This window comes from Williamsia sp. Y844 (genome assembly GCF_056786475.1).
In genome coordinates this window covers 2,383,869-2,407,981 of the sequence record NZ_JBXCJB010000001.1, presented here as the reverse complement: position 1 = coordinate 2,407,981, position 24,113 = coordinate 2,383,869, and the positions used below count along the sequence as shown (strand labels likewise).

Genomic DNA, 24,113 nt, shown 5'->3' with positions numbered 1-24,113 from the left:
ATCTCGCTGGTCGGTCTGGGTCATGAGAACTCGCCCCCGACACGTGGGTCGATGGTCGTCTCGAGCACGTCGAGTCTGTCGTCCCATACGCGGCGCTGGTCGTCGATCCATGTGCTCATCGCGGCCAGACGGGCGGTGCTCAAGGTGCAGGGTTGCACTGCCGTTGAGGAACCCACGTCGCCACGCTAACACCAACAACTATTTGCACAAGGACTTTTTTGTCAATAGATGGTCGCCCGGTCCGCTCGGCATATCCCGTTGCGCAAGGGTCGAAAATTTGGAGATCGTTCCCCAACCCGTCGACGGCGAATACCCTCGGAAGGGGAGGTTCACATGGCGAAGCCCACTGAACGGACCGACTCTTCCGGAGCGGGCCAGAGCGAGAGCTTTCTGACGGTGCTCATCGCCTTCATCTCGAACCTGCTGGTCGCCATCGCGAAGACCGGTGCAGCAGTGATCACCGGATCAGCTTCCATGGTGGCCGAGGCGGCGCACTCCTGGGCCGACACCGGCAACGAGATCCTGCTCCTGATCGCAGAACGCCGCTCACACCGAGGCCGGGATGTCCTGCATCCACGGGGATACGGCAACGAGGCGTACATCTGGTCGATGTTCGCGGCGTTCGGGCTCTTCACCGTCGGCTCGGCGGTCTCCATTCAGCACGGCATCTCCGAGCTGGTGTCACCGGAGCCGGCACGCGAATACGGGGTGGCATACGTCGTTCTCGCCCTCTCCGCCGTGCTCGAAGGCATCTCGTTCCTGCGGTCGTACCAACAGGCCAAGAAAGGGGCGGAGAAACGGCGAATCAGGTTGCTGGATCAGGTCATCCGGACCTCAGACCCGACATTGCGTGCCGTGTTCGCGGAAGATTCGGCCGCTTTGATCGGCCTGGCGATCGCATTTCTCGGCGTGTTCCTGAATCAGGTCACCGGTTCGCCAACCTACGACGCCCTGGGCTCTGTCCTGGTTGGGATCCTGCTGGGTGTGGTCGCCGTGGTCCTCATCAACCAGAATCGTCGGTTCCTACTCGGTCAGACCGTCGACAACGCAACCCGCCAGCGCGTGCTCCGCAGGCTCCTCGCCCACCCCGACGTCGATCGGGTCACCTACCTGCACATCGAATATGCCGGGCCCGCTTCACTATTCCTGGTGGCCGCGATCGACATCACCGGTAATAACGAAGAATCCTCGGTTGCCATCGCCCTACGGCGAATCGAGGGCGAACTAGAGAACGACCCGCGTGTCATCGAAGCCGTGTTGACGCTCGCGACACCCGACGAGCCCGATCTGATTCCTGATTCCTGACGGTCTCAATCGCTGTCGAGGTCCTCGCTCTCGTCCCCGGCGCGCTGCACTGGCCGCGCATTCGCCCCTGCCACCTGTTCAGCCGTCGCGACTGCTTCCCGCTCGAAGCGATCTGAAGGGTCGGAGACGCTGACACCGTCGGCTGTCGGAGTCCCGTCGACAGGGCCATTACGTTGCTGCACCACATGAGTCAGCTCATGGGCCAGCATCACCCGCCCATTGGTCGAACTCGGGTCGTAGAGGTCTCGCTGGAACACAACGTCGGATCCGACGGTGTACGCGTGGGCATTGACCGCTGTCGCTGATCGATGTGCGGCCCCGTCGTCGTGGATGCGAACATCCCCGAAATCATGACCGAGCCGTGATTCCATGTCGACCCGTACTTCAGGCTCCAAGGGCCGGCCGCCTCCCGTGCCGACGACACCGTCGATCGGCGACCTACCCTCGAGCATCTCGGTGACGGCGGCATTGCCCGCGGTACGCTGCAGGTCTCGTAATCCGGTGCTGCCCAGTACTTCCTCACGGCTGATGCCACCTGTCCGAGCCGGATCGACTCGCCGCTCCGGTCGCCCGGCACTGGCCGGGCCAACACCCGACACGTGTTCACTGTGGTGATCGGCCATCACTGCTCCAGTCGTCGAAGTCGCCTTCTATCACCAGATTACGACCGGACCGGGCAGCGTCCGACGTCGTCGGACAACTCTGCCCTTTTGTGCACTCGGTCCTGCCTTCATGGGAGTCCGAAGGCCACTTATGCCATCCACCCAGCGCGGCAATGATCAGGACATCAACTGCCCAGCAAGGAGTCGCAATGCCTTCCTACCTCTCCCCCGGTGTGTACGTCGAGGAAGTCGATTCGGGATCACGCCCCATCGAAGGGGTGGGGACCGCGGTCGCCGCGTTCGTCGGTCTCGCCGAATCCGGCCCCTTCGACACACCAACCCTGGTGAGCAACTGGACACAGTTCACCAACACGTTCGGCGGATATCTCGGCAATGCCGCACTGGCACAGTCGGTATTCGCCTATTTCCAGAATGGCGGCGGCAACTGTTACATCGTCCGCATCGGAAGATCACTGTCTGACGGCGACGGATCCAGCAACAGAGCACTGGAATCGCCTGTACCGCAGGCCGAGATCGGAAATCTGAAGGTGACGGCAATCGATGCCGGCACGGTGGATGGAAGCCTGCGCGTCGACATCGTCGAAGCCGACGGCGAATCGCCTCCGGAGGGGAGTATGAAGCTGCTCATCCGGCGCGGTAACGAGGTTGTCGAAGAACACAATGGGATCACCACCGGTCGCGGGCAGACCAGCGTGAAGACCGTGGTCAACGCGGCGTCGAAACTCGTCAAGATCGACACCGTCTCCGGGAAATCAGCTGACGAGCTATCCCCCGGCCAGACCGCAACACTCGTCGTGCCGCCACCCACCGCAATCGTCCCGTCGACGCTGTCAACCGACGACTACGTCGGCGATGTGGCCGCCCGCAGCGGCTTCTCCGGACTCGAGGCCATCGACGAGGTGACGATGGTGTGTATCCCAGACCTGATGACGGCCCATCAGCAGGGAGCCATCGACGTCGACACCGTGAAAGCCGTGCAGCTGGCGATGATCTCGCATTGCGAGTTGATGGGCGACCGGATGGCGATACTGGACACCCCGCCGGACCTCACCGCGCAACAGGTCAAACAATGGCGTGTGGACACCACGGGCTACGACTCGAAATATGCCGCCCTGTACTGGCCCTGGGTCAGCCCCGGCAAGGGGAGGTTCCTCCCGCCGTCCGGCTTCGTTGCCGGGATCTGGGGTCGCAACGACGACACCCGCGGCGTCCACAAGGCGCCTGCAAATGAAGTTGTCCGGGGTGCGGTGACCCTGCAGACCCAGATCACCAAAGGTGAGCATGATCTGCTCAACCCGGTGGGGATCAACTGTATTCGGGCCTTCCCCGGACGCGGGATCCGCATCTGGGGTGCCCGAACGATGTCGTCGGACCCGGCCTGGCGATACCTGAACATCCGCAGGCTCTTCAACTACCTCGAAGAGTCCATCCTGGATGGCACCAACTGGGTGGTCTTCGAACCCAATGATCCTGCGCTGTGGGCAAAACTCCGGCGCACGATCAGCGCGTTCCTCGTCAACGAGTGGCGGCGCGGCGCCCTGTTCGGCGGGACGCCGGACGAGGCCTTCTTCGTCAAGTGCGATTCGGAGACCAATCCCGCCGAGGGCATCGACGCCGGCGAGGTGGTCTGTCAGATCGGTGTCGCGCCCGTCAAGCCCGCCGAATTCGTGATCTTCCGGTTGTCCCAGTACTCCGGCGGCACCAGTCTTGTTGCCGAATAGTCCAATTCACCACTGCTGAAAGAGAAGTGACACCATGGCCCTACCCGAATTCGACAGCTCCGTCGGCCACTCCTTCGGGCTCGAATTCGATGGCATCCAGATCAAGAGCATCACCGAGGTCACCGGCCTCAAGATGGAACAGGATGTGATCGAGTACAAGTCGAACACCGCCGCCGACGGCAAGTACACCGTCAAGAAGCTCCCCGGCCGGTGGAAGGCCGGAGAAGTCACGCTCACCCGGCCCCTCACCGAGGACAACAGCTTCGACAAGTGGGTCAAAGACTCGCAACTGGGCAAGATGAGCGACGTCCGCAAGGGCGGGGCGATCGTGGTCTACGACTACGAGGGCACCGCGGTCAAGCGTTACAAGGTCACCAATGCCTGGCCCAAGAGCTTGGAGATCAACTCCCTCAAAGCGGGCGACACCAGTGTGCTGACCGAAAAGCTCGTACTCACCTACGAGCGCGTGGAGGTGGACGGTGCGTAGAACCAATGCTGTCGCGGTGATCGACCGCTCCGGCGAAAACTCCTCCGATGGCGACGAATTGCGCACCGAGTTCGCATTTGTGCTGCCGAGGGGTTTTGTCGATTCGGCGGGGACCATCCACCGCGAGGGCACGATGCGACTGGCAACCGCCCGCGACGAGCTGGTCTCCCAACGCGATGACCGCGTCCGCGAGAACCCCGCCTACCTCACGGTGATCCTGATCAGTCGGGTGGTGACCCGACTCGGTGGCATCGACGACGTCCACGCCGGCGTGGTGGAGAACATGTTTGCCACAGACCTGGCATTTCTGCAGGACATGTATCGGCGGGTGAACCAGGAGGGGCACACCCGCGCAGGCGTGGTCTGTCCGAACTGCAAGACCGAGTTCGCCGTCGACCTGTCCGGTGGGCGCCTGGGGGAATAGCGACGTACGGGATCGAACGACTCTATGCCGAGGTCTCGTACGTTGCCTACCACTTCCATTGGGCCAGAGCCGAATTGTTCGATCTGGAACACGCTGAGCGGGCGAAGTACGTCGCACAGATCACTGCGCTGAACAACGAGGAAGGGAACCGATGATGCCGACCTGGTGGCCTTGGGGGCGCACTGCCCGCACCCCCGCGGCGCCCGTGCATGCGATCCCCGTACAGCGCGCCCTGCACCTGCCCGCACCGGTCCCGACGACCACATCAGCTATCGCTACCACCACCGACGTCGGCGGGTTCACCTCATCACTGACAACGTCGGCAGATCCATGTTTCGGGCATGCGCTGTCCACTACCGTCGACCTGGCGGACAACCCGATCATGCTGGCCCCCGAGGCCACACCGGCCCGGACTCCCGCACCGGCGCCGACACCGACAGCGACGCAGGCCCTCCGGTCGCCTCCATCGACAAAGGCCGCACCCGACATTCGAGGGACCCTGCAGCGCATGGCCATTCCCGCGGATCCGGCCGTCACCACCAGGCCGCCCACCGAAGGCCAGGCAACCCGGGAGATGCCCACGGTAACCGACCTCGATCCACACAGCGACAACCCACCACCGGTAGCGGCAGGAGTGGTCGTAGACGACATCACCGCACCGGCCACATTGCCGGTCAGCACCGCACCGGTGCCTCGTGCGGCAACCCTGCCCATCCAACGCTCAGCCCCAACAACTTTCACCGCCCCCACACCCGCAGCCGACCGTGCCGATCCGACCATCGAGCGGTCCGAAAATATCGTCCAGCGGGCCCAACCATCGACCGATCGGGTCGAAGACACCCTCCAGCGGGCCGCAACGACCGCCGAGCGTGCCCATCAGTTAATCCAGCGGGCCAGTGTTGCGACCGCGCAACCCGATCCGCTCAGTGTGCACACGATCAGGCCGGGCGATTCTTCGTCGGTCCGGACAATCCAGCGAGCTTCCGCCGATGCGGTCCCGCCCACCGCCGTACCGGCAACACCTCGAATGAACAGTCTCGCTCCCCCACCACCAGTGGTTGCGTCACGACCAACGCCCGCGAGTGACACGGGGCATCCCGGATCCCCCGATGCACGTAGCGCGGTACACACGATCGACGGCGATTCGGGCACGGTCAGTGGGGATTTCGGCATGGTCGGCGGTTCGTCGACCACCACAACAACCACGCCCGTCACCTCTCGCGGAGTGGGCAGCGCGATGCAGCGAACTGTGACCGACGCACCATCGCCGTCCGACCCACAATCGCCGTCCGACACACCTTCACCCCCGGTGCCCGAACCCCCACTTGTGTATCAACCCAGCTGGACGCGTGCCACCTCACGGCCGTCTTCCAATACACCCCTCAATCCACCCGCTATTGTGCAACCTGTTCAAAGCAGCAGCCCGCCAACAACTCCGAGTACAGGTACAGACCCCATCCCGTCCGTTCAACGCGTGACATCATCGCCGGGTCGACGAGGCACTGTCGGACGAGGCACTGTCGGACGCCCGGTATCCCGGACTGTCGATACGTCACCTGAGCACACATCAGGTCTCGCACCCAGCCTGCAGCGTTCGATGTTCCCATCGCTACCGTCGCTGCCATCGAACCCGGTCCCACTGGCGGAGATGTTCTCACCGGCCAATAGATTGGCAGACGCTGCAGACCAGGTGGAGCGCGCGGTTCCGGACGTACCGAAGATGCCGGGCGGCCTGCCCGCCGATCTTCTGAACCGTTCGGGAATCCCCAAGATCCCCGGTCTCCCGAGCATTCCCGGCCTTCCCAGCAATCGAGGCATCCCGAACATTCCAGGTATGCCGAGCATCCCAGGTATCCCGCAGATACCCGAACTCCCTGGGGCTCCGGACCTCCCGAATCTTCCCAACGTTGCCGACCTTCCGGGAATCCCCGATGCCGCCGGTGTACTCGAAGGGTTGACCGATCGCGCGACGCAGGCGGCGGCCGATGCATCGGGTGTACCCGCATCAGCGCTGTCCGCGGCCCGATCGGTGGCGCAGAGCGCGGCGTCCGCTGCTCCCGCGACCCCTCCCGCATCCGCACCCACAGCCGCACCCACAGCCGCACCGGCGACCGCGGCACCTGATATCGAAGAGCTGGCGCGGCAACTCTATGAACCCCTCACCGCGCGCCTTCGTGCCGAGCTCTGGCTTGACCGCGAGAGAAGCGGATTGCTGACCGAACGATGACCATCGAACACCGACATCCATTACCGGGCAGGAGAATACGACGATGACCGACACCGATCCGGCGGTGAGCGTCTGCTTCACCGTCAACGTCGACAGCGCACCACTCGGCGACTTCGCGAGTTGCGAGGGGCTCGGTCTGGAAATTGTTGTGGAACAACGTGAAGAGGGCGGCAACAACGGCATGGTGTGGCAACTCCCGACCCGTATCAAGTTCACGAACATCAAACTGACCCGGCCGGTCTCGAACGACAGCCACAAGCTCGTGAAATGGGTGACCGATGTGGTGAGTGGTTACACGCCCGGAACCGCAACGATTGCGGCCAGGAACTCTGCCGGTGAGATCGTCGCGGAGTGGGCCCTCGAAGGTGTCCTGCCCGTCCGCTGGACGGGACCCACTTTGAATCCTGACACCCCCAAGGTTGCGACCGAGACCCTCGAACTGACGCATCGCGGTATCACCGGAGTGAAAGGCAGTGCCGCATGAGTGATTCCATCGCGCTGCGGTCTGCGGCGCCGGCGTCCAAGGGCTCGGCAGGCGGCGGTGGCGCGCCATCCGTTGTGCACGCCGAACTCGAATTGTTCGAGGCCAAGAAGGCGCCCGGCGGCGCAAAGCCGGGCGGGAAGCTCGGCGGGATCGAGTTCCAGTTCAATCCCAAGGAAGTGACGATCGCGAAATCGGCGAAGTGGGAGAGCAAGCCCGCCAAGGGCGCTGCGAAGGCCGGGGCCGCCGAGTTCATGGGTGCCGAACCCTGCAAGCTGTCGCTGGAGATGTTCCTCGACGCCGGCGCGAAGCAGGACAACTCGGTGATGGAGAAGGTCGACAAACTGATGTCGTGCTGCGTTCCGACCACGTCGACATCGGGTACGGCCACCGCCATCCCACCCCTGGTGGTCTTCAAATGGGGTGGACTGACCAGTTTTCCGGGCTTCATCACCAAAGTCAGCGCAAAGTTCACATTGTTCTCGACGAGCGGCACGCCACTCCGCGCCGTGTGCACCGTCGAACTGGAGGAGATGCCCGGCGGCAAAGGCGGCCAGAATCCGACGTCGCGGGCGGCCTCCGCCCGCCGCACCCACGTCCTCGTCGCCGGGGAGACCTTGGCCGGCTTGGCGTTCCGCGAGTATGGCGACCAACATCTCTGGCGGCGTATCGCCGATTTCAATCAGATCGACGATCCGATGCGGGTGCCCAGCGGTACCGTGCTCCGCCTGCCCGCCAAAGACGACCTCACCGCGGCGCGGGGGTGACGTCAATGGCAACCACCGGAGGCTTCACCATCACCATCGACGGATCGGCACTTCCGGCCGACCTGAGCGGTTCGCTGGTGTCGGCGCATGTCGACACCAGCACCACGTTGCCCGACGCGTTCACGCTGAGATTCCGCGATTCGGGCCGCTCGGTCCTGTCCGAGGCCGGGGCGAAGATCGGCGCAGTGGTGCTGATTTCCGTGGTCACCGACCACAATCCGGAACCGGCGCAGTTGATCAGCGGCGAGGTGACGGCGGTGGAAGCAGACTTCGAGAAGTCGGGCACATTCACCACGATTCGCGGCTACGACCAGTCCCACCGCCTGTTTCGCGCCAGGCATACAGCCTCGTACACGCAGGCGACGGCCGCAGATGCCGCCACCCAATGCGCGCGGCGAGCCGGACTGAAGGTCGGCCGGATCGAATCCTCACCAACGGTATTCGAGCACATTTCGCAACGCGGCCAGACAGATTGGGAGTTCCTGAATGCGCTGGCCCGCGACATCGGGTACGAAGTGGCCGTCCGCGACGGCGCGCTCGACTTTGCGCCACCGGCACACGCCGACACAGCGCCGTCTGGCGATCCGGAGAATCCTCTGGTCTTGCAGTACGGCACCGACATCACGCGGTTGCGGTCCACCCTGACGGCCGGCCAGCAGGTCAGCAAGGTCGAGATGCGCGGCTGGGACGTGGCCACCAAACGCCCCATCATCGGGACGGCGGAGGCCACCACCACCAGCGCACAGGTGCCCGGGATCGACCCCGCACAACTTGCGTCGACCTTCGGAAGCCCCGTCTACGTCGGCAACGACTCCGGTCTACGCACCCAGACCGAGGCCGATACCGCTGCCTCCGCCCGATCTGCCGCCATAGCAGGCGCTTTCGCCGAGATCGATGCCGTCGCATACGGAAACCCGAAGCTCCGCGCGGGCAGCTCGGTATCCCTGGAGAACCTGGGTCAGCCCTTCGACGGCAAGTTCGTGGTGAGCAGCGCCCGCCACCGTTTCGACCCCGCAACCGGATTCACCACCGCGTTCACCGTCTCGAGCAGTCATGATCGCAGTCTGTTGGGACTGACCGCCACGCCCGGCAGCGGAGTCGGCCACGGCGTCGTCATCGGCCAGGTCACCGACGTCAACGATCCGATGTCCGCGGGCCGCGTCAAACTCACCTTCCCGCAGCTCTCCGACGACTACGTGAGCGGCTGGGCCCGCACAGTCCAGCCCGGTGCGGGCAAAGATCGCGGGGCGCTGATCCTTCCGGAGGTCGGAGATGAGGTACTTGTCGCCTTCGAGCAGGGCAACGCGGACCATCCCTATGTGCTCGGTGGCCTCTTCAACGGTGTCGACACCCCGGACGCCAAAGGGGTCACACTTATCGACTCGGGATCCGGAATGGTCAACCGCCGCTCATTTGTCTCACGCCTCGGACACCGAATAGACCTGAACGACCAGGCCGGGCGAACCGAAGGCGTGGCCCTGTCCAGCGCTTCGGAATCGGTGCGAATCGAACTCGACGCCGTCGGTTCCGTGGTCACCGTGCACAGTGACGGCAAGGTCCACATCGAGGGCAAGACCGGCGTGGTCATCGACGCCGGTGCCGGCGAACTCGAACTCCGTGGACAACGCGTCTCGGTGAAGGCGGGCGCCACAGCAGAACTCTCCGCGTCGGGCCCTGTCACCATCTCCGGCACCCCGATCAAGCTGAACTGAGAGGACCGAACATGCCACCTGCAGCACGGGTTTCAGACCCCACCGGACATCCCGGGATCGTCGGGCCACCCGGAGTGCCCACCGTCCTCATCGAGGGCCGCCCCGCCGCGACCGTCGGAACACCCCACATCTGCTCGTTCCCGCCGCCGGCGGTGCATCCACCCAGCGCCATCGTTCCGCCCGGATCTCCGACGGTGTTGATCGGCGGCCGCCCCGCGGCCCGGGTCGGCGACTTGTCCGCGTGCGGCGCACCCATCGTGGCCGGGGCCCCGACTGTCCTGATCGGCGGGTGATACTCAAATGTCCACGACAGGAGCAGATTTCATCGGTGCGGGCTGGGCGTTTCCGCTCCGCACCGACCCGACGGGTGCGTTCGCTCTGGCGACCGGTGGCACCGACATCGAGCAGGCCATCGAGATCATCCTGCGAACCTCCCCTGGTGAGCGCCCCATGCGACCGGAGTTCGGCTGCCGCGTCAACGATCACATCTTCGCTCCCGCCGGATCGGCGACCGCCGCCGCCATCGCACGCGATGTGCGCACCGCGCTCGAGGACTGGGAACCTCGGATCGACGTCGAAGACGTGATCGTCGACTTCGACGGGGCCGACACGGGGACGTTCTACATCGACGTCGGCTATCGCATCCACGGCCGCAACGACATCCGGAACCTGGTGTTCCCGTTCTATGTCATCCCCGACGAACCAGACTCCACCACTGCTGTTTCCCCGGACACTCTCCCCGACAGCCAGAAAGCCAGGTGACCGTCATGCTCCCGGCCCCGAATCTAGACGATCGCGGATTCCAGAACCTCGTGGACGACGCCCGCCGGCTGGTGCGACAGCGCTTCCCCGAATGGTCCGATCACAACATCTCCGATCCCGGCATCACGCTGATCGAAGCGGTGGCGCACATGGTCGACCAGCTCATCTACCGCCTCAACCGGGTCCCCGAACGCAACTACCTCGAGTTCCTCGATCTACTGGGCCTGGAGATGCGTCCGGCGTCCTCGGCCCGGACCAAGGTGACGTTCTGGCTGTCGGCACCGCAGTCACAAACGGTGACCGTACGAGCTGCGACCGAGGTCAGCACCGACCGCACCGACATCGCAGAGCCCATTGTGTTTTCGACCGACCGCGCGCTGGACGTGGTGCCCTGCTCGTCAGAGCAGGTCTTCTCGGCGCCATCGGGCGGCGAGGTCATCGACCGCACCCTGTCGTTGGGACATGGCGGGTTCGACTGCTTCTCCGCCTCGCCGACCCCCGACGACGCACTGCTCGTCGGCCTGAGCAATCCGGTGCCGTCCTGCGCGGTACTGCTACGGATCTCGTGCCGGGTTTCCGGAGTGGGCGTCGACCCCCGTCGGCCCCCACTGCGATGGGAGGCGCTCACCGAGCGGGGTTGGGTCGACTGCGACCTCGACCGCGACGACACCGGCGGATTCAACGAGCCCGGGGATGTCATCGTCCATGTGCCCGAGGATCATTCGAACGCCCTGATCGCCGGCCACCGCGCGGGCTGGCTGCGCTGCCGCCTCCTCGAACCGCTTCCCGATCAGCCGACCTATTCCAGATCGCCACACATCGACGCGATCTCGGCGTGCACCGTGGGTGGCACGGTTGCCGCTGCTCATTCACGCTCGGTGACCGGCGAGGTCCTCGGACTGTCGGACGGCACTGCCGCACAACGGTTCACGCTGCAACAACAACCCGTCGTACCCGGCACCCGGCCCGGGACGCTCACCGTCACCGATGGTGAGGAGAGGACCGAATGGCATGCGGTCGAGGACTTCGCCGATTCCGGCGACGGCGACTTGGTGTTCCACCTCGATGCCGTATCCGGTGAGGTCGTGTTCGGACCGTCGGTCCGCAACGCCGATGGCACGGTCCGCGGGTTCGGTGCGATTCCTCGAAAAGGTGCGGTCCTTGGACTGCGCGAGTACCGGATCGGTGGCGGAACACGCGGAAACGTCGGTGCCGGCCAACTCCGGGTTCTCAAGACCAGCGTCCCGTACATCACCCGGGTGGAGAACCGAACCGCCGCGGTCGGCGGCGCGGCACCCGAGACAGTCGAAGAGCTCAAACTCCGGGGACCGGTGGTGTTGCGATCACGCGGACGTGCCGTGACCGCAGAGGACTTCGAGGAGCTCACCCGTCAAGCGGCACCGGAGATCGCACGGGTGCACTGTCTGACCGACGATGCTGCTGCCGGCGAGGTGCGGGTGCTGGTGGTGCCACATGTGGCCTCCGATGAGCTCGGCCAGATCCGGCTCGGGGATCTGACGCCACTGCCGGAGACGATGGATCGGATCGAGGAGTATCTCGACCGCCGACGACTGATCGGCACCCGCCTGCTGCTCGAGCCACCGCAGTACATCGGGCTCACCGCCGTCGTGAGTGTTTCGGCGCTGGCCGGTTTCGACAAGCAGGTGGTTCAGCAGGATTTGCTTCGCGCGCTGTACCGGATGCTGCATCCACTCATCGGCGGTCACGCGGGTACCGGCTGGCCCGTCGGACGACCGGTGGGCATCCCGGAGATCAGCGCAACACTTGCAGCGGTGCCCGGCATCGACATGGGCGGCGAGGTGGCCGTCCAGCTGTTTCCGGTGGGCCCGGCCACGGGCCGACGCGGTCAGCCGACGGACCGGCTCCAGCTGCCACCGAACGGCCTGGTTCATTCACATCAGCATCAGGCCAGGGTGCTGTAGATGCGCGGGCGACTCGCATCTGTCCACACCCCGATCCCGGTTGTCGGGACGCTTCCGGGGATCTATCACGACGACCGGTACGCCCAGGGACTCTGCGAGTCGTTCGACGACATGCTCGCGCCGGTATTCCTCGTTCTCGATTCCTTTCCCGCCTATCTCGATCCGGCAACCGCACCTCCCGACACCCTGAGCTGGCTGGCCGGCTGGATCGGCCTGACACTGCAGGGTCATGAAAAGGCGGACCGAAAACGCGAGCTGATCTCGGCAGGTGCCGAGGCGTTGCGCTGGCGTGGGACGGTCACGGGGCTGCGCGATTCCGTGACCGCCGCGTTCGGCGTGGTGCCCGAGATCGACGAGACCGGGGGCGTGGTCAGTTCAACCACCCCGACCTCGACCGGCACCCCGGCCGTAGAGGTAGCAGTCACTGTCACATTGCGGGTCGATGACCCGTCGACCATCGATCAACGCCGTCTCGACGCCGTCGTTGCGATGGTGAAACCGGCTCATATACACCATCACGTCCGGGTGACCTCAGAGTCCAACTGAACAACATTAGTGATTCACCATGCTTTTGGACACAGTGACTATTAGCTCAATGAAGCCACATCCGTGGTAGTGCGCACTAATTCTCCATCAATAGTGGCTTGACCTGCAACAAACATGCCCCTCCCGTGCGACGGTCAATATGTTGGCCGAATGGCCGACTTCCATCGCACAGGAGAACGCCATGCACTCGACCACGTACCCGCCGTCACCCGCTGACCAGCAGACCAGTGTCCAGAAGCTGGAGGGGGTGCCCGGGGTCAAAGATCCGAAGGAAGTACTCCGCATCGCCGGCGCCATCGACGAACACGGAGATTGGACGCGAACAATCCAGGGATGTTCGATGGGGATGTGGTTTGCGGTCGCGGTGCGACCGGGCGCATGCGGTTCGCTGTTGAGCGGCTTGGCCTCGATGTACTTTCCCGAAACCAAGGTCTTCGGCGGACCCGGCCGCGAGTTCGCCGCGGCCGTACAGGCAATGCTCGTTCCCAGCTGACAGGCATCGCCGCGTCGACCTGGGCACTCCACGCTAACGTGGAGTGCACTTGCCCACCAGATTCCATATGTGAGGAAACAGAACTCGATGAGCACTCATGATTTCGCCGCCACCACTGCCGATGGCGGCACACAATCACTGAAGGACTACGAGGGCCAGGTTCTTCTGGTTGTCAACGTGGCGAGCAAGTGCGGGTTGACCCCGCAGTACGAGGGCCTCGAAGCGCTGTACCGCGACAAGAAGGACAAGGGGTTGCAGATTTTGGGCTTCCCCTGCAACCAGTTCGGTGGCCAGGAGCCCGGAACGGCAGACGAGATCGCCGAGTTCTGCGACGTCAACTTCAACGTGACCTTCCCGATCTTCGCCAAGGTCGAGGTCAATGGAGAAGGTGCCGATCCGCTGTTCACCTACCTGCGCGCCGAGGCACCCGGAGAATTCGGCCCGGACGCCGGCTTCCTCTACGACCACGTCAAGAAGTCGCGTCCCGAGGCAATCGGGACCGACGAGGTCAAATGGAACTTCACCAAGTTCCTGGTCGGCCGCGACGGCGCCGTCATCAAGCGCTACGAACCCACCGTCACGCCCGAAGAGATCAGTGCGGATCTCGAGAGCGTGCTTTCCTGATCGAAAGCGTCACCTGACACCCGAGTTCAAACCCGAAGCCACCGCGGTCAATTGATGACCGCGGTGGCTTCGATCTCGACGGGGTACGGGACTACCCGGCCTCGGCGCCCTCATCGAAGTCGTCTTCGAACTCCTCGTCACCCTCATCGAAGGCCCCGTCCGACGTACTGAGTTCGAGATATGGCCGCGCGACCGCTCCCGGTGTCACCTCATTCGGATCTTCCTCGGTGATCTCCACAAACGCCACCTGCCCCCAGTTGATGACAAACGCAGCATCGAGGGCGTCGAGTGCGATCACCAACGGGGGTACGACCTCCTCGAGGTAGTCCGTTGTCCCCGGCACCTCGATCGTCTCGGTGGCACCGACGATGCTGCGCTGGATCTCGCGGGCGACCTCATCGCGCTCGGTATCTTCGAACGTCAGGATGTAGGGAATCTGCGGACTCGAGACATAGATGGTCATCACCCAATTGTTGCTGACATCACACCAATTCGCGTATCGACCCCCACCCGGTCGCAGATACAAGAAATCCCGGTGATGATCATCACCGGGATTTCTGTTGTGCGCCCGAAGGGATTCGAACCCCTAACCTCTTGTTCTCGACTCGTGCGTCTGCGGGCATCCAACAGAGTCCAACCGTGTAGCAGTGAACTGCAGTTATGGGAATCAAGTGTCCGGCGCCGTACAAGACCGTCGATCCTGATCCAGACCCAAAGTGTTGAGTAAATGTTGAGCAAGTAGATCGACTTAGGGCGGTTGCCGACTATGGCGTTTGTCAACCGCCTCAGCGACCCCCTTCCTCGATGTGCCGGCAAACCCCCGCGCCATTCAGGACTACCTAGAGGCGCCGGTGATCCAGCCTGCGCAGTCCTCGAACAGGCATACCGCGGGACACACCCTGATCGACAAAAGACAAGCGCAGCGAGTCGACCCCGCCAGCGGCTTCAGCTTGAGTACCAATTGCTCACGGGACCGCGGCCACGAGCCGTCGCCCCAAGCCTACGAAAGTCAATCACCCACATCGAAATGACTGAGCGACAGTCGCATCGAACTCACCGAAGCGTAGATCGATCGCTCGTGGTTCATCCGCTTCCGCTGGCGGCGGGCCCCCTTCAAGTCTTCGAATCGCCCACCGCTGGCGCGGAACATATTAGACATCCGACGCATCAGACACACATGCCGACACCGTCATTAGCACCCTTCCTTGCGTTGGATGGACCTCGTTCCCCTCGTCGACCACCAATCGGGGACCTTTCGTGACCAACAACTGGCTGTTGATCGAAACCTTTGGCGGCAGCAGTCCTTCGCTTATAGCCGCGGGCTCTTCGCCTAAGAAGTTCACGCCACTACCCAGGATCCTCCGTAGCAGCGAATCAAAGCGTGCCGCACTACACGCAATATCTGATGTCACGGCGCAGCCAAAAAGACTCGAGAGAACGATAGGCGACGGCCGCCGTCGAATAATTTCCGAACCACTGCTTACGTCCACGGGCAGTCTTCACGGGATTTGGCTGTGGATTGGCACTTACGACGAGCAGCCGCCCAGACGCGAACCCGCAGGCGCTTGGGTCGTCAATCTTACTCACGGCACAGTAAGTGGAAGCGAAGACCTCTCGGAACTCTTCGCCTCGCCGGCATTCAATTGGCAGGCGAAGCGATCCTTGGCGGCTGCGTTCTTGCCGCTCGTCACAAACCGTGATGAAAACATTGCACTGGCCAAAATCATCCAGGCTGCGCCAGGCACTGAGCATCAAGCGTTGTGGACCATCCGACGGGACGACGGAACCCTACGTGCGACGCGCCTTTCGTGCCGAATAGTCTCCGAGACCACCGGCACCAGCGGCATTCAAGGAACCGAGATCAACATGCGTGGGATCGCACACGACGTTGGCCCCGCCGAAATGGTTGCGAGCGCACCCCTACCCACCATCCTGGAACACCGCATTTTGACGGCTTCGACCCCGGCCGGAACCTATCGAGCCTTAGTCAACCCGCGAACGCTAACTCTCTTGCGCTGGTACAACTCCGCGCCCGTTCCAGGGCTCTGTTGGGATCGCGTCGACGGCAGACCTGAACCCGGCATTCATCCAGATGATTTGCTCAAGGCACGGCAGATGTCTCGCCAGCTTGATGCCGAGCAAACCCACGGAAGGATTCGCTTCAAAGCAGAGGACGGATCGTGGATGCCACTCAGTTTGCGCGCAACGGCCGTCCGACTGCACGGACAAACTACGGCGGCGTTAGTCACGATCACGCGTCTCCCGCCGTAGACATGTCCATAGTGCGACTATTGCCAGACGCCCACAGACGTATGTGGACTGCAATAGATACACGTCACAAACTCGCAGCACCCACAAGCATGTTTTATAGTTGCGTGTATTTCTACATATTTGCAGCGCGTGTCTGCCGAAACTGCTGGGTTCGCTGCCACGCATCTTCGACAGAGCGGACCGTCACTCCGTACGCGTGCGCCAACGCACGGACGCGCTCCTCAGTAGGCGGCTTTCGACCCCGCTCGATCTCGCCGAGCAGCGTTGGGGAGACATCAATCAGTTTGGCTGCCTCAATTTGAGATAAGGCGGCCAGGACGCGCAGGTCAGCTAATCGGACCTGCGAAGCCGGAAGGGGCACCAATGCGGCCACTGAGGTATCGAGCGCATCTGCGAGCCGACCCAACATTGCGGGCGGTGGAGTGCTCCGCCCTACCTCCCAGGTCGAGACCGCCTGCCTCGATGAGCCAACCTTGGCGGCCAGGTCATCCGCACTCAGTCCCGCGCGGACCCTGAGGTCCCGTAAACGATCCGCGCGAAATCCTCTAACCCCACTTCGCGGCATCTCGTTCACTTCCAGGTCGAGGTATGAAACGTCACTAAGTCTGACTCAACCGTCGGATACGCTTAGACAGTGCTGTGTTTTATAGTTGCGTGTTATAGTTTCCTAACGCCAGGCCGATCACGGAATGGGAGCGAAAGTGGATCCATTGCCTAACCTCCGCAATTTGCTTTACAGTGCAGAGGCGCGCCCCTCCAGGAGTCCTCGGTGCTTGTCCATCTCGGCACCGCTTGTAGCGCAGGACATCGGACGATCAATCCCCTACGGCCGTCCCCAATTTCCTGTCAGGAGCACCCCAACGTTGAGCGCACCCGACCATCAATACGTGCGTCCGCTTCCGCAGTGCTGGTCCGCGCGACTCACCTTTTGCAGCCCAAATAATCACGACGCGCCGGCGCCCAGGGTGTGGGGTCGCCCAGCTTGCGGTCACAGCAAAGGACCGGGCATTGACTGACCGCAGAGCAGATGCAATCGGCTTGTGCGGCGCGATTTGCGCCGATGCCTTTACTGAGGCTCGCGTCCTGTGCGGTCGGAGACCTGGGCATGCGGGCTCACACGAGAGCTTCTGCTCCGAAGGAGTTGTCCATGCCCGCTGGCCTTCCGGAGCCCTAGCGTCAGGCACTGGTGAGGACTCACACACACCACTAACTCCCCCGGCTAACAATCCTGGGGAGGTGGGCGTGGCACATCACGGCGCCTAAGTCCCCAGCCGGTGCGCGTTCTGGATATATGTCCTGCGCGTGCCCAGCGGAAAGCAAAGATGCACAGGGCGAGCCCACCGGCGCGAACGCGGAGATTTGGAGATCCGACGCGTTCGCACCGGGGGCCGCTGAAAGCTCAGCAATCGGTTCCTTGATCGGCCTCGCGGCCGAACCAAGGTCTCTGCAACCAAAGTGAGCGCTTACCAGCGTAGGCGGTGTTCGGGTGGTTGAAAAGAAACCACCCGAACTCTGCCCTCGCTGCGTGCGTAGCGCCGCTTCTGACTAGCTCAGAAAGGGCAGCTAGTGGAACGCGAAACCGCAAGTAAGAAGACGTCATCGTCGGGCGGGTATGCAGGTCTCTTCTCGGTCGTCGCGGCATCGGCCGCAGTCCTCATAGCCACGACCATAGCCGTGGTCGCCGGTACAGGTAATGCCGTCGCCGCATCTGATTGCCCCGGTCTCATGGTCTACGCCATCCAGGGCACCGGACAGTCTTCCCCTGACGCCGACCCCAAACAAGATGCTGGTTTCTTGTCGAGAGTGCTTGCACCGGCAATGCGTGAGGCCGGCGACGTGATGGACCGGGCCTATGTCCCGTACGACGCCGGGTTCGGTGGCGCGGTACCGGGCGGCAAGAAGCCATACTCCGAGTCGGTCAACGGCGCTGTGTCCAGTGCCGAGAAGTCCGTGGAGGCGAAGGTAACCGACTGTCCGGCAACCATGTTCGGCTTCGTTGGCTATTCGCAGGGCGCACATGCCGTGCGGGTATTGCTGAACAACATCGTTGCCGGACAGTCCGCCATTTCGCCCGCTCAAATCGCCTTGGTGGCGAACTTCGGTGACCCTGGTCGTCCGGCCGGGGCATCCCTGTTTCCCGGCAAGCCTGGGCAGTCTTCTCCGTCTCCAGTGCCAGGGACTTCTGGGACTGCGGTCGACCAGGTGATCGCTGCTCTACCCGACTCGGCACCTGCGGGCGGCGGCATCGCTCCACAGTCCGATGTCGATGACGATTCATACCTGGCCATTGCTGGCCGCTATTTGTCCTCGTGTACCGAGGGCGACCTCGCGTGCGATGCACCAGCGAGCGCACCGTTGGCACATCTGGTGACCAACATCGCAGGCCAGAGCGAACTGAACCCCGATGATCCGATTCAGTCGTTGTCGACTATTGCTGAAGCACTTGCGATGACCACTGTCAAAACTGCTATCCCGGTGATCAACGAAGACATCACCGCGCCGGAGAACAATCTGGAGTCGTTGTCGTATGAACCGTCCCAGACTCTGTCTGAGCGTCTGGCGACGGCATCTGATCCACGCACGCCGCTGCCTGACATGGATGATGCGCTGTCGGCGCTGATCAAGGTCGGCACTATCGGTTTCAACGCAGTGCGTACGGTCGTTCAGACTGTTGCGACACCGCAAACGATCACTGCATTGGCAGTAGCTGGAGCGACCAATCCCCCTGCCATCGTAGGAATTCTGGCCGCGAAACTGGGTGAAGCTGCCGTTGCGCTTGTCCCGCCGGCCACTCAGAAACGGTGGGTGACCAACGCCTTTGACGCCTTCAAAGCCGAAATCGGCGCGAACCGAGACCTGTTCCAGATCAGCTCGATTTTGAAGTATTGGGATGCAGCGCAGCAGCATTCGAGTTACAGCGAAGTTGCCGCAACCCCTAGTGGCGAACCACCAACCGCACTGGTCGCCAAGTGGATCATCGCTGCTGCCAACGATATTGCAGGAGACACCCCTTCGAGCACCACCAGGTCACCTGCCACAACGACAGGCAGCACAGCAGCCACCCCAGGTGTGTCCTCGTCCAGTAGCAAGTCGCCGGTACCCAGTTCAACGCCCAGCCTGGACGCTGACCTCCCCCCGTTCCTCACCGGCTCAGAACAATGATCCGCGCGACGGCTAGAGCCGAACGGGATCGGGATCATGCTGACCTGCTGTTTACCGCAACCGTGTCGCAGCTGATTCTGCCGGGCACCGTCTCCCGGTTCTCCACCCATCAGGTTGTCGGAAATCTGGGTCACGGGCGGCGTGCATTGTCTCCCCGCCCGTTCTCGCTGCGTGTACGCACGTCGGTCGCTCTCTGGTGGCGAACAGATCACCACTCCAGTCGCAGAACGGACACCTCACGCGCTGAGCTCCCTCCGACCCAGGGAAAGGACTACCGATCATGACTGACCGCGACAGGTCGGCAAACTCCTATCCGCCCGCAAGCAAAGACCCGTCCTGGCTCGACGACCCCGCCGTATCGAACTGGCTCGCCGACGTGGATACAAGCACCCCCGCTGACGACGCTCCCGTCTCGGGCCCTGAAGACCTACCCAAGGCAGACCAGGTAGAACCAGCATCGCTCTCGCCTGATGCGGCGTGGTCACGCGATCCCGCAGTGTCGGGATGGCTTACTACCCATGCGGATCTCGAAGCGGCCGGCGATCGCTCAACAGCCGTTTCGCAGGCCCCCGCTCACAGCTACGACCCCGATGCGGCAGCGGAGTTACCTGCCGTCGTCCACGACGATGGGCAACCCGCTGGTTCGCTGCTACCGGCCCCCGCTACTGCGCCGGTAGCCGCTGCGCAGCCGCTTGAGGCAGCTGCTCCACGTCGGCTGCGGTCAAAACCAGTGCGCGCAGAGCGCCGCCGCCGATGGATCGTGGCGGCCGTCTTCGCGACAGTTGTGCTCGTCGCCCTGGTCGCCGGTTCTGTAGCGATCGTGACGATGGGCGACACCGACAGCCCTGCCGCCCATCAATCTGAACTGCCGACGCCATCGGCCACCGCGCCACCGCAACCCAGCACACCGCCCGCCCCCGACGCGGACTGTCCTAACCGTGTTGACGGGGCAGTGACCACTGGCCGCGATCCAGGCGGAACCACCAGCGGCCCTGCCGTCATCAAAGCGTTTGAGCACGCCTACTACGTCGAACGCAACGGAGCCAAAGCCCGCAGCTACGGCACCGAGCTGGCCCGTATGGGCTCAGCGGAGTCGATGCAGGCATTCATCGACACCCAACTTCCCCCCGACACCCTCTACTGCACTCGTATCACCGAACGCGGTAACGGACTGTGGGCGCTGGAGTTGAGTGAGATCCCCCCTGGCGGAGGCGAACCCGTCGTCATTCGACAACTGGTCCAGACCGCTGAGGTCGACGGCAAGACCGTCATCACTGCCATCACCAAAGACCCCACCACCTAAAAGGAGCGCACCGCCCCATGGCGTCCGGCCTCGACACCACGCACAAACATCGCCTCGAAACCCATACAACAACCTCTGAAAAGGACTACACCGCAATGTATTCACCGTCTCGCCGCTCTACCCCGCATCCGGCCACACCTTGCACCGGAACACCTTTCGCTGCACGTCTGATCGCCGCCGGTGTTGTCGCCAGTATCGGCATGGGCGGCATTCTCGCCGGCCCCGCCCTGGCGGACCCCGAACAGGGTGGAGTCACCAGCGAACCGTCACCCGAACAGGGCGGTGTCACAGCAGAGCCCGCACCCGCCCCTGCCCCTGAACCCGACCCCGCACCTGCGTACCCGACCGGCATCTTGCCCTCACCCCCACAGCAAGCACCCCCTGTGGCCTGGACAGAACCCGCCCCCATGGGGCCATCCGCCCCACCCGCTCCGCAGCTCCACACCCCAGTGCCAACCGCTCCAGTGGCACCCAAACACGTGCCCATCGACAAGATCCGTATCGGCACTGAGGTCGTCGATCGCGGAGAGATTCCCGAGAACGTCGCAGTGTCGATCAACGAATATTCCGCATGGGCGGAAGCAAAGATCGCACAGTTCTACCGTTCCGTCGGATTCTCAGACGCTGAGGCGGACCAAAAAGCGGCCACCGCAGTGCTGTTCGGTGTCGTCGGGGGTGTTGGCGCCGCGGTCAGCGTCGGCGTCCCAGTCTTCATCGCCACCGCACTGTTCACGGTCCCCATCGGAACGGGTATCGGCGCCGCGATCGGCTCGGTGGTTCCACCCACCCCCTTCAACATCGGCCCGGGCGCGGCAATCGGCGCAGCTGCTGGAGCTGGCGTTGCCGCCGCAGTGGCAGCCGTGGCAGCACTCGGCGCCGGCACCATCGGCGCAGCAATCGGCGTTGGTCTGGGCTATGCCATCGGCGGCGGCGACGCCGACACCAACCCAGCCGCTCCGTGGGATGACCTGATCGGGCAGTGGGAAGACTTCCTGCGCGGTCCCTCTCCAACACCCCTGCCCAATCCCGGCGCCAACCAGTACGAGCTGGTTCTCGATGCCGCCAGCGCCGCCGATGCCGGTCTGCCTGCGGTGGATTACACGGTCAACACTGTGGGGGACGTGAACATCTCAGCCACCGTCGCTGGCCAAGACATGAACCTCGGCTGGACCGCGCAGCAAGCCGCCACACCGTACGAGCTGCTCGGCCCGCTCAAGGAACCGGCAAAAGAGGCGGTGGCGACGGTCACCAAACAGGTCGGCGACGGACTCACCCAGGTCATCGACGGATTGCAGATCACCTACCCACAGACCGTGGCACCTGCGAAGCAATGACCCAGCACCGCAACCTCACCAACGAGGGGATGACGTAGATGAGCACGGCCCCGATCATCGATACCGAGCAACCAAACACTGGCCCTTTGCCGGTCCTGGCGTTCACGGCGGGCGCTATAGAGCCTCCGCCTGAATGCGACATGCTCGACTGGCGCACCGACCCTGGTCCGCCGTCGCTGATCTGGGCCGTGGGTTGCCATGGCGGCGCGGGAGTATCAACGCTGTCCGCCCAACTCGAACACGTCGGCGACAGCGGCCAGCGGTGGCCCGCCAGGCCCAACGAGGCACCATTTGTCGTTCTCGTTGCTCGAGAATCAGCTCGTGGCCTAGCTGCAGCAGAAGCAGCAGCAAGGCAGTACCACACCGGCCACGCCCCTGGTCACGTTCAGCTCCTGGGCCTGGTGTTGATTGCCGCACAACGCAAGCCGTCAAAGTTGGCGGGGAAACCAGACCCAGCGTTGAGACGGCATCGAGACCTACTGGTGCCCCTGTTCGAGCACATTTGGCAGATCGACTGGCACCCCTACCTGATCGACCACCCTCTTGCAGGGCTGCCCTCGGCAGGCCCTGACGCGCTGCCCACCAAGAAGTTCGACCCTGCCCTTCATGTTCACGACGACGTTCTGGAGCTCGGGCGCGCCCTTCGTGATCGTGCCCGCGCTGCACTTGCCCGCTGACCACACCTGTCCACCGGCTCGCTCCTTACCGAAAGAGAGAAACCCATGAGCATTCAAACCTCCGTGGCCTACGCCAAAACCCAAATCAACTACGTTGCCTACGACTCGGTCCCGATCCCCGGACTATCGGAGAAGCTGAACACCTTCGGCGGGTGGGCCACCTTCTTGGTCTACTTCGCCACCGGCATCGCCATCCTCGTCGGTGGCGGCTATCTCGCCTGGGACAAAGTCACTGACCACGGCGGCGGCAAAGGCGTCAAGATCTGCGTCGGGGCCATCGCCGGAACGATGGTCGCATCCTCGGCCACCACCATCATCAACGCCGCGATGGCGTGATGAACACCGACACAACGAGGAGAACTCATGGACTCGGACATACCGATCATGGTGCTAGCGGTCGATGTGCCCGCCGACGTGATGGATCCGATCCGAACCCTCGGCGGCTACGTTCTGTTCCTGGTGAACTTCTTCGCCGCAATGCATCTGCTGTTCCTGGCCGCGGGAATCGCCTACGAAAAGGTCAGGGATCGGCCGATGATGGACCTCGGCAGCGTCGAGTGGTTCACGAAAATCATCGTCGGTCTGTGGGTCGCCACGATCGCCAGCGACGTAGCGGCCGTCGCACTGTCGTAGCAACCCTGCTAGCAGCGATCGCGGCGCTCTCACTGCTGGCTGGCTGCGGAGGCGACGGCAGCAGCGGCGATCCGCAGTCGTCCCAACCGCCCACTGTGCGGCTCGATACTCCTCCATCGGCGCTGACCTGGACCAATTTCAACGGAATGTCGATCCCCGCTGCTGACCAGGGTCCGCACATCACGACCGATCCAGTGATCCCGCATGGGTTTGATCGCTCCCCCACAGGCGCGGCGCTGGCCGCGATCAACGCCACCATCCGCATGTCGGTGGCCACCGATCAGCAATGGCCCCAGGTCGCGCGCACACTACTCGCGCCCGGACCCTCCCGAGATGCGTTCATCACCAGTCGAATCCAGCTCTCCACCACCGATCCCGTGCCCGCAGATCAAGCGCCGGTGGTGCTCGGGTGGAGTGTCACGAATTACAGCGATGAGCGCGCGAACGTCGATGTGTACACCCGGTTCCCTGATCAGTCGGTGGCCGTCAACCACACCACCGTGGTGTGGACCGGTTTCAACGACTGGGGACTGCTGCTTCCCGACGCCACCCAAGATGCTGCGGTGCAGTCGATCTCGTCTCTTCCACCCGCAGCAGTGCGGATCGAAGGAGCCTGAC

29 protein-coding genes are annotated in these 24,113 nt (G+C 63.4%); 23 read left to right on the top strand and 6 right to left on the bottom strand.

The genetic code is table 11. The annotated features are described in order from the left end of the window. Nucleotides 1-20: 20 nt before the first annotated feature. Nucleotides 21-176, bottom strand: coding sequence for a hypothetical protein (locus AC1TQG_RS10995; RefSeq protein ID WP_482136940.1), 156 nt, complete (start codon nt 174-176; stop codon nt 21-23). Nucleotides 177-333: 157 nt separating this feature from the next. Here AC1TQG_RS10995 and AC1TQG_RS10990 point away from each other — a divergent pair, with 157 nt between their 5' ends. Further along, entirely contained in the window at nt 334-1,305 is a 972-nt protein-coding gene (locus tag AC1TQG_RS10990; RefSeq protein WP_482136939.1) for a cation diffusion facilitator family transporter, read from the top strand. A 5-nt stretch (nt 1,306-1,310) separates the two neighbouring features. Here AC1TQG_RS10990 and AC1TQG_RS10985 read toward each other — a convergent pair whose 3' ends face one another. Next, nucleotides 1,311-1,928 carry an eCIS core domain-containing protein gene (locus AC1TQG_RS10985; protein ID WP_482136938.1) on the bottom strand — a complete coding sequence of 206 codons (618 nt, stop codon included), beginning with the start codon at nt 1,926-1,928 and terminating at the stop codon, nt 1,311-1,313. A 188-nt stretch (nt 1,929-2,116) separates the two neighbouring features. Between AC1TQG_RS10985 and AC1TQG_RS10980 the strand changes: the two genes are divergently transcribed. The 4 genes from AC1TQG_RS10980 to AC1TQG_RS10965 are packed head-to-tail and all read left to right on the top strand — an operon-like array spanning nt 2,117 to nt 4,715. After that, nucleotides 2,117-3,649: a phage tail sheath family protein gene (locus tag AC1TQG_RS10980; protein WP_482136937.1), complete on the top strand. Its 1,533-nt coding sequence runs from the start codon at nt 2,117-2,119 to the stop codon at nt 3,647-3,649. 34 nt (nt 3,650-3,683) lie between these two features. Continuing rightward, nucleotides 3,684-4,136, top strand: coding sequence for a phage tail protein (locus AC1TQG_RS10975; RefSeq protein WP_482136936.1), 453 nt, complete (start codon nt 3,684-3,686; stop codon nt 4,134-4,136). After that, entirely contained in the window at nt 4,129-4,560 is a 432-nt protein-coding gene (locus AC1TQG_RS10970) for a hypothetical protein (protein ID WP_482136935.1), read from the top strand. Before AC1TQG_RS10975 ends, AC1TQG_RS10970 begins: the two co-directional genes overlap by 8 nt. Continuing rightward, a complete protein-coding gene (locus AC1TQG_RS10965; RefSeq protein ID WP_482137325.1) occupies nt 4,500-4,715 on the top strand; it encodes a DUF6760 family protein in 216 nt (71 codons plus the stop codon). The genes AC1TQG_RS10970 and AC1TQG_RS10965 overlap by 61 nt, the downstream gene beginning before the upstream one ends. Here the strand turns inward: AC1TQG_RS10965 and AC1TQG_RS10960 are convergent. Beyond that, the gene (locus AC1TQG_RS10960; protein WP_482136934.1) at nt 4,681-5,301 is read right to left on the bottom strand and encodes a hypothetical protein; all 621 of its coding nucleotides are present in this window, start codon (nt 5,299-5,301) and stop codon (nt 4,681-4,683) included. The two genes, AC1TQG_RS10965 and AC1TQG_RS10960, sit on opposite strands and share 35 nt — an antisense overlap. 135 nt (nt 5,302-5,436) lie before the next feature. Further along, the gene (locus AC1TQG_RS10955; protein ID WP_482136933.1) at nt 5,437-5,856 is read right to left on the bottom strand and encodes a hypothetical protein; all 420 of its coding nucleotides are present in this window, start codon (nt 5,854-5,856) and stop codon (nt 5,437-5,439) included. Nucleotides 5,857-6,157: 301 nt separating this feature from the next. On the opposite strand from AC1TQG_RS10955, the gene AC1TQG_RS10950 reads away from it, so the two are divergent. The 10 genes from AC1TQG_RS10950 to AC1TQG_RS10905 all read left to right on the top strand — a co-directional run bounded on the left by AC1TQG_RS10950 (nt 6,158) and on the right by AC1TQG_RS10905 (nt 14,115). Then, nucleotides 6,158-6,787, top strand: a complete 630-nt coding sequence (locus AC1TQG_RS10950; RefSeq protein ID WP_482136932.1) for a hypothetical protein — start codon at nt 6,158-6,160, stop codon at nt 6,785-6,787. Between the two features lie 43 nt (nt 6,788-6,830). Continuing rightward, a complete protein-coding gene (locus AC1TQG_RS10945; protein ID WP_482136931.1) occupies nt 6,831-7,271 on the top strand; it encodes a phage tail protein in 441 nt (146 codons plus the stop codon). Further along, on the top strand, nt 7,268-8,035 hold the full coding sequence (locus AC1TQG_RS10940; RefSeq protein WP_482136930.1) for a CIS tube protein: 768 nt from the start codon (nt 7,268-7,270) through the stop codon (nt 8,033-8,035). The genes AC1TQG_RS10945 and AC1TQG_RS10940 overlap by 4 nt, the downstream gene beginning before the upstream one ends. A 5-nt stretch (nt 8,036-8,040) precedes the next feature. After that, the gene (locus tag AC1TQG_RS10935) at nt 8,041-9,747 is read left to right on the top strand and encodes a VgrG-related protein (protein ID WP_482136929.1); all 1,707 of its coding nucleotides are present in this window, start codon (nt 8,041-8,043) and stop codon (nt 9,745-9,747) included. Nucleotides 9,748-9,758: 11 nt separating this feature from the next. Further along, a complete protein-coding gene (locus tag AC1TQG_RS10930) occupies nt 9,759-10,040 on the top strand; it encodes a PAAR domain-containing protein (protein WP_482136928.1) in 282 nt (93 codons plus the stop codon). Between the two features lie 7 nt (nt 10,041-10,047). After that, nucleotides 10,048-10,509: a GPW/gp25 family protein gene (locus AC1TQG_RS10925; protein ID WP_482136927.1), complete on the top strand. Its 462-nt coding sequence runs from the start codon at nt 10,048-10,050 to the stop codon at nt 10,507-10,509. A gap of 5 nt (nt 10,510-10,514) precedes the next feature. Continuing rightward, complete coding sequence (locus AC1TQG_RS10920) at nt 10,515-12,452, top strand: putative baseplate assembly protein (protein WP_482136926.1); 1,938 nt, start codon at nt 10,515-10,517, stop codon at nt 12,450-12,452. After that, complete coding sequence (locus AC1TQG_RS10915; RefSeq protein WP_482136925.1) at nt 12,453-12,998, top strand: phage tail protein; 546 nt, start codon at nt 12,453-12,455, stop codon at nt 12,996-12,998. Nucleotides 12,999-13,179: 181 nt separating this feature from the next. Then, complete coding sequence (locus AC1TQG_RS10910) at nt 13,180-13,491, top strand: hypothetical protein (RefSeq protein ID WP_482136924.1); 312 nt, start codon at nt 13,180-13,182, stop codon at nt 13,489-13,491. 87 nt (nt 13,492-13,578) lie between these two features. Beyond that, nucleotides 13,579-14,115 carry a glutathione peroxidase gene (locus AC1TQG_RS10905; RefSeq protein ID WP_482136923.1) on the top strand — a complete coding sequence of 179 codons (537 nt, stop codon included), beginning with the start codon at nt 13,579-13,581 and terminating at the stop codon, nt 14,113-14,115. Between the two features lie 91 nt (nt 14,116-14,206). Here AC1TQG_RS10905 and AC1TQG_RS10900 read toward each other — a convergent pair whose 3' ends face one another. Continuing rightward, nucleotides 14,207-14,578 carry a hypothetical protein gene (locus AC1TQG_RS10900; RefSeq protein WP_482136922.1) on the bottom strand — a complete coding sequence of 124 codons (372 nt, stop codon included), beginning with the start codon at nt 14,576-14,578 and terminating at the stop codon, nt 14,207-14,209. 794 nt (nt 14,579-15,372) lie between these two features. On the opposite strand from AC1TQG_RS10900, the gene AC1TQG_RS10895 reads away from it, so the two are divergent. After that, the gene (locus tag AC1TQG_RS10895) at nt 15,373-16,386 is read left to right on the top strand and encodes a GAF domain-containing protein (protein ID WP_482136921.1); all 1,014 of its coding nucleotides are present in this window, start codon (nt 15,373-15,375) and stop codon (nt 16,384-16,386) included. 112 nt (nt 16,387-16,498) lie between these two features. On the opposite strand, the gene AC1TQG_RS10890 is transcribed toward AC1TQG_RS10895, so the two are convergent. Next, the gene (locus AC1TQG_RS10890; protein ID WP_482137324.1) at nt 16,499-16,951 is read right to left on the bottom strand and encodes a helix-turn-helix domain-containing protein; all 453 of its coding nucleotides are present in this window, start codon (nt 16,949-16,951) and stop codon (nt 16,499-16,501) included. Between the two features lie 1,001 nt (nt 16,952-17,952). Here AC1TQG_RS10890 and AC1TQG_RS10885 point away from each other — a divergent pair. The 7 genes from AC1TQG_RS10885 to AC1TQG_RS10855 all read left to right on the top strand — a co-directional run bounded on the left by AC1TQG_RS10885 (nt 17,953) and on the right by AC1TQG_RS10855 (nt 24,112). Then, nucleotides 17,953-19,548, top strand: a complete 1,596-nt coding sequence (locus AC1TQG_RS10885; protein ID WP_482136920.1) for a cutinase family protein — start codon at nt 17,953-17,955, stop codon at nt 19,546-19,548. A gap of 280 nt (nt 19,549-19,828) precedes the next feature. Next, entirely contained in the window at nt 19,829-20,851 is a 1,023-nt protein-coding gene (locus tag AC1TQG_RS10880; RefSeq protein WP_482136919.1) for a DUF8176 domain-containing protein, read from the top strand. 17 nt (nt 20,852-20,868) lie between these two features. Further along, nucleotides 20,869-22,185 carry a hypothetical protein gene (locus AC1TQG_RS10875; protein ID WP_482136918.1) on the top strand — a complete coding sequence of 439 codons (1,317 nt, stop codon included), beginning with the start codon at nt 20,869-20,871 and terminating at the stop codon, nt 22,183-22,185. 38 nt (nt 22,186-22,223) lie between these two features. Continuing rightward, nucleotides 22,224-22,862 carry a hypothetical protein gene (locus AC1TQG_RS10870; RefSeq protein ID WP_482136917.1) on the top strand — a complete coding sequence of 213 codons (639 nt, stop codon included), beginning with the start codon at nt 22,224-22,226 and terminating at the stop codon, nt 22,860-22,862. Nucleotides 22,863-22,907: 45 nt separating this feature from the next. Beyond that, nucleotides 22,908-23,198: a hypothetical protein gene (locus tag AC1TQG_RS10865; protein ID WP_482136916.1), complete on the top strand. Its 291-nt coding sequence runs from the start codon at nt 22,908-22,910 to the stop codon at nt 23,196-23,198. A gap of 27 nt (nt 23,199-23,225) precedes the next feature. Beyond that, on the top strand, nt 23,226-23,495 hold the full coding sequence (locus AC1TQG_RS10860) for a hypothetical protein (protein WP_482136915.1): 270 nt from the start codon (nt 23,226-23,228) through the stop codon (nt 23,493-23,495). Beyond that, complete coding sequence (locus tag AC1TQG_RS10855; protein WP_482136914.1) at nt 23,420-24,112, top strand: DUF8175 domain-containg protein; 693 nt, start codon at nt 23,420-23,422, stop codon at nt 24,110-24,112. Before AC1TQG_RS10860 ends, AC1TQG_RS10855 begins: the two co-directional genes overlap by 76 nt. Nucleotide 24,113 lies beyond the last annotated feature (1 nt).

What these genes read in the sequence shown, in the direction of transcription:
- AC1TQG_RS10940 (WP_482136930.1), top strand. Translation starts at nt 7,268, where the DNA reads ATGAGTGATTCCATCGCGCTGCGGTCTGCGGCGCCGGCGTCCAAGGGC.
- AC1TQG_RS10910 (WP_482136924.1), top strand. Translation starts at nt 13,180, where the DNA reads ATGCACTCGACCACGTACCCGCCGTCACCCGCTGACCAGCAGACCAGT.
- AC1TQG_RS10890 (WP_482137324.1), bottom strand. Translation starts at nt 16,951, where the DNA reads ATGCCGCGAAGTGGGGTTAGAGGATTTCGCGCGGATCGTTTACGGGAC.
- AC1TQG_RS10875 (WP_482136918.1), top strand. Translation starts at nt 20,869, where the DNA reads ATGGCGTCCGGCCTCGACACCACGCACAAACATCGCCTCGAAACCCAT.
- AC1TQG_RS10945 (WP_482136931.1), top strand. Translation starts at nt 6,831, where the DNA reads ATGACCGACACCGATCCGGCGGTGAGCGTCTGCTTCACCGTCAACGTC.
- AC1TQG_RS10950 (WP_482136932.1), top strand. Translation starts at nt 6,158, where the DNA reads ATGTTCCCATCGCTACCGTCGCTGCCATCGAACCCGGTCCCACTGGCG.
- AC1TQG_RS10880 (WP_482136919.1), top strand. Translation starts at nt 19,829, where the DNA reads ATGACTGACCGCGACAGGTCGGCAAACTCCTATCCGCCCGCAAGCAAA.
- AC1TQG_RS10985 (WP_482136938.1), bottom strand. Translation starts at nt 1,928, where the DNA reads ATGGCCGATCACCACAGTGAACACGTGTCGGGTGTTGGCCCGGCCAGT.
- AC1TQG_RS10980 (WP_482136937.1), top strand. Translation starts at nt 2,117, where the DNA reads ATGCCTTCCTACCTCTCCCCCGGTGTGTACGTCGAGGAAGTCGATTCG.
- AC1TQG_RS10870 (WP_482136917.1), top strand. Translation starts at nt 22,224, where the DNA reads ATGAGCACGGCCCCGATCATCGATACCGAGCAACCAAACACTGGCCCT.
- AC1TQG_RS10920 (WP_482136926.1), top strand. Translation starts at nt 10,515, where the DNA reads ATGCTCCCGGCCCCGAATCTAGACGATCGCGGATTCCAGAACCTCGTG.
- AC1TQG_RS10900 (WP_482136922.1), bottom strand. Translation starts at nt 14,578, where the DNA reads ATGACCATCTATGTCTCGAGTCCGCAGATTCCCTACATCCTGACGTTC.
- AC1TQG_RS10915 (WP_482136925.1), top strand. Translation starts at nt 12,453, where the DNA reads ATGCGCGGGCGACTCGCATCTGTCCACACCCCGATCCCGGTTGTCGGG.
- AC1TQG_RS10865 (WP_482136916.1), top strand. Translation starts at nt 22,908, where the DNA reads ATGAGCATTCAAACCTCCGTGGCCTACGCCAAAACCCAAATCAACTAC.
- AC1TQG_RS10990 (WP_482136939.1), top strand. Translation starts at nt 334, where the DNA reads ATGGCGAAGCCCACTGAACGGACCGACTCTTCCGGAGCGGGCCAGAGC.
- AC1TQG_RS10975 (WP_482136936.1), top strand. Translation starts at nt 3,684, where the DNA reads ATGGCCCTACCCGAATTCGACAGCTCCGTCGGCCACTCCTTCGGGCTC.
- AC1TQG_RS10930 (WP_482136928.1), top strand. Translation starts at nt 9,759, where the DNA reads ATGCCACCTGCAGCACGGGTTTCAGACCCCACCGGACATCCCGGGATC.
- AC1TQG_RS10905 (WP_482136923.1), top strand. Translation starts at nt 13,579, where the DNA reads ATGAGCACTCATGATTTCGCCGCCACCACTGCCGATGGCGGCACACAA.
- AC1TQG_RS10860 (WP_482136915.1), top strand. Translation starts at nt 23,226, where the DNA reads ATGGACTCGGACATACCGATCATGGTGCTAGCGGTCGATGTGCCCGCC.
- AC1TQG_RS10925 (WP_482136927.1), top strand. Translation starts at nt 10,048, where the DNA reads ATGTCCACGACAGGAGCAGATTTCATCGGTGCGGGCTGGGCGTTTCCG.
- AC1TQG_RS10935 (WP_482136929.1), top strand. Translation starts at nt 8,041, where the DNA reads ATGGCAACCACCGGAGGCTTCACCATCACCATCGACGGATCGGCACTT.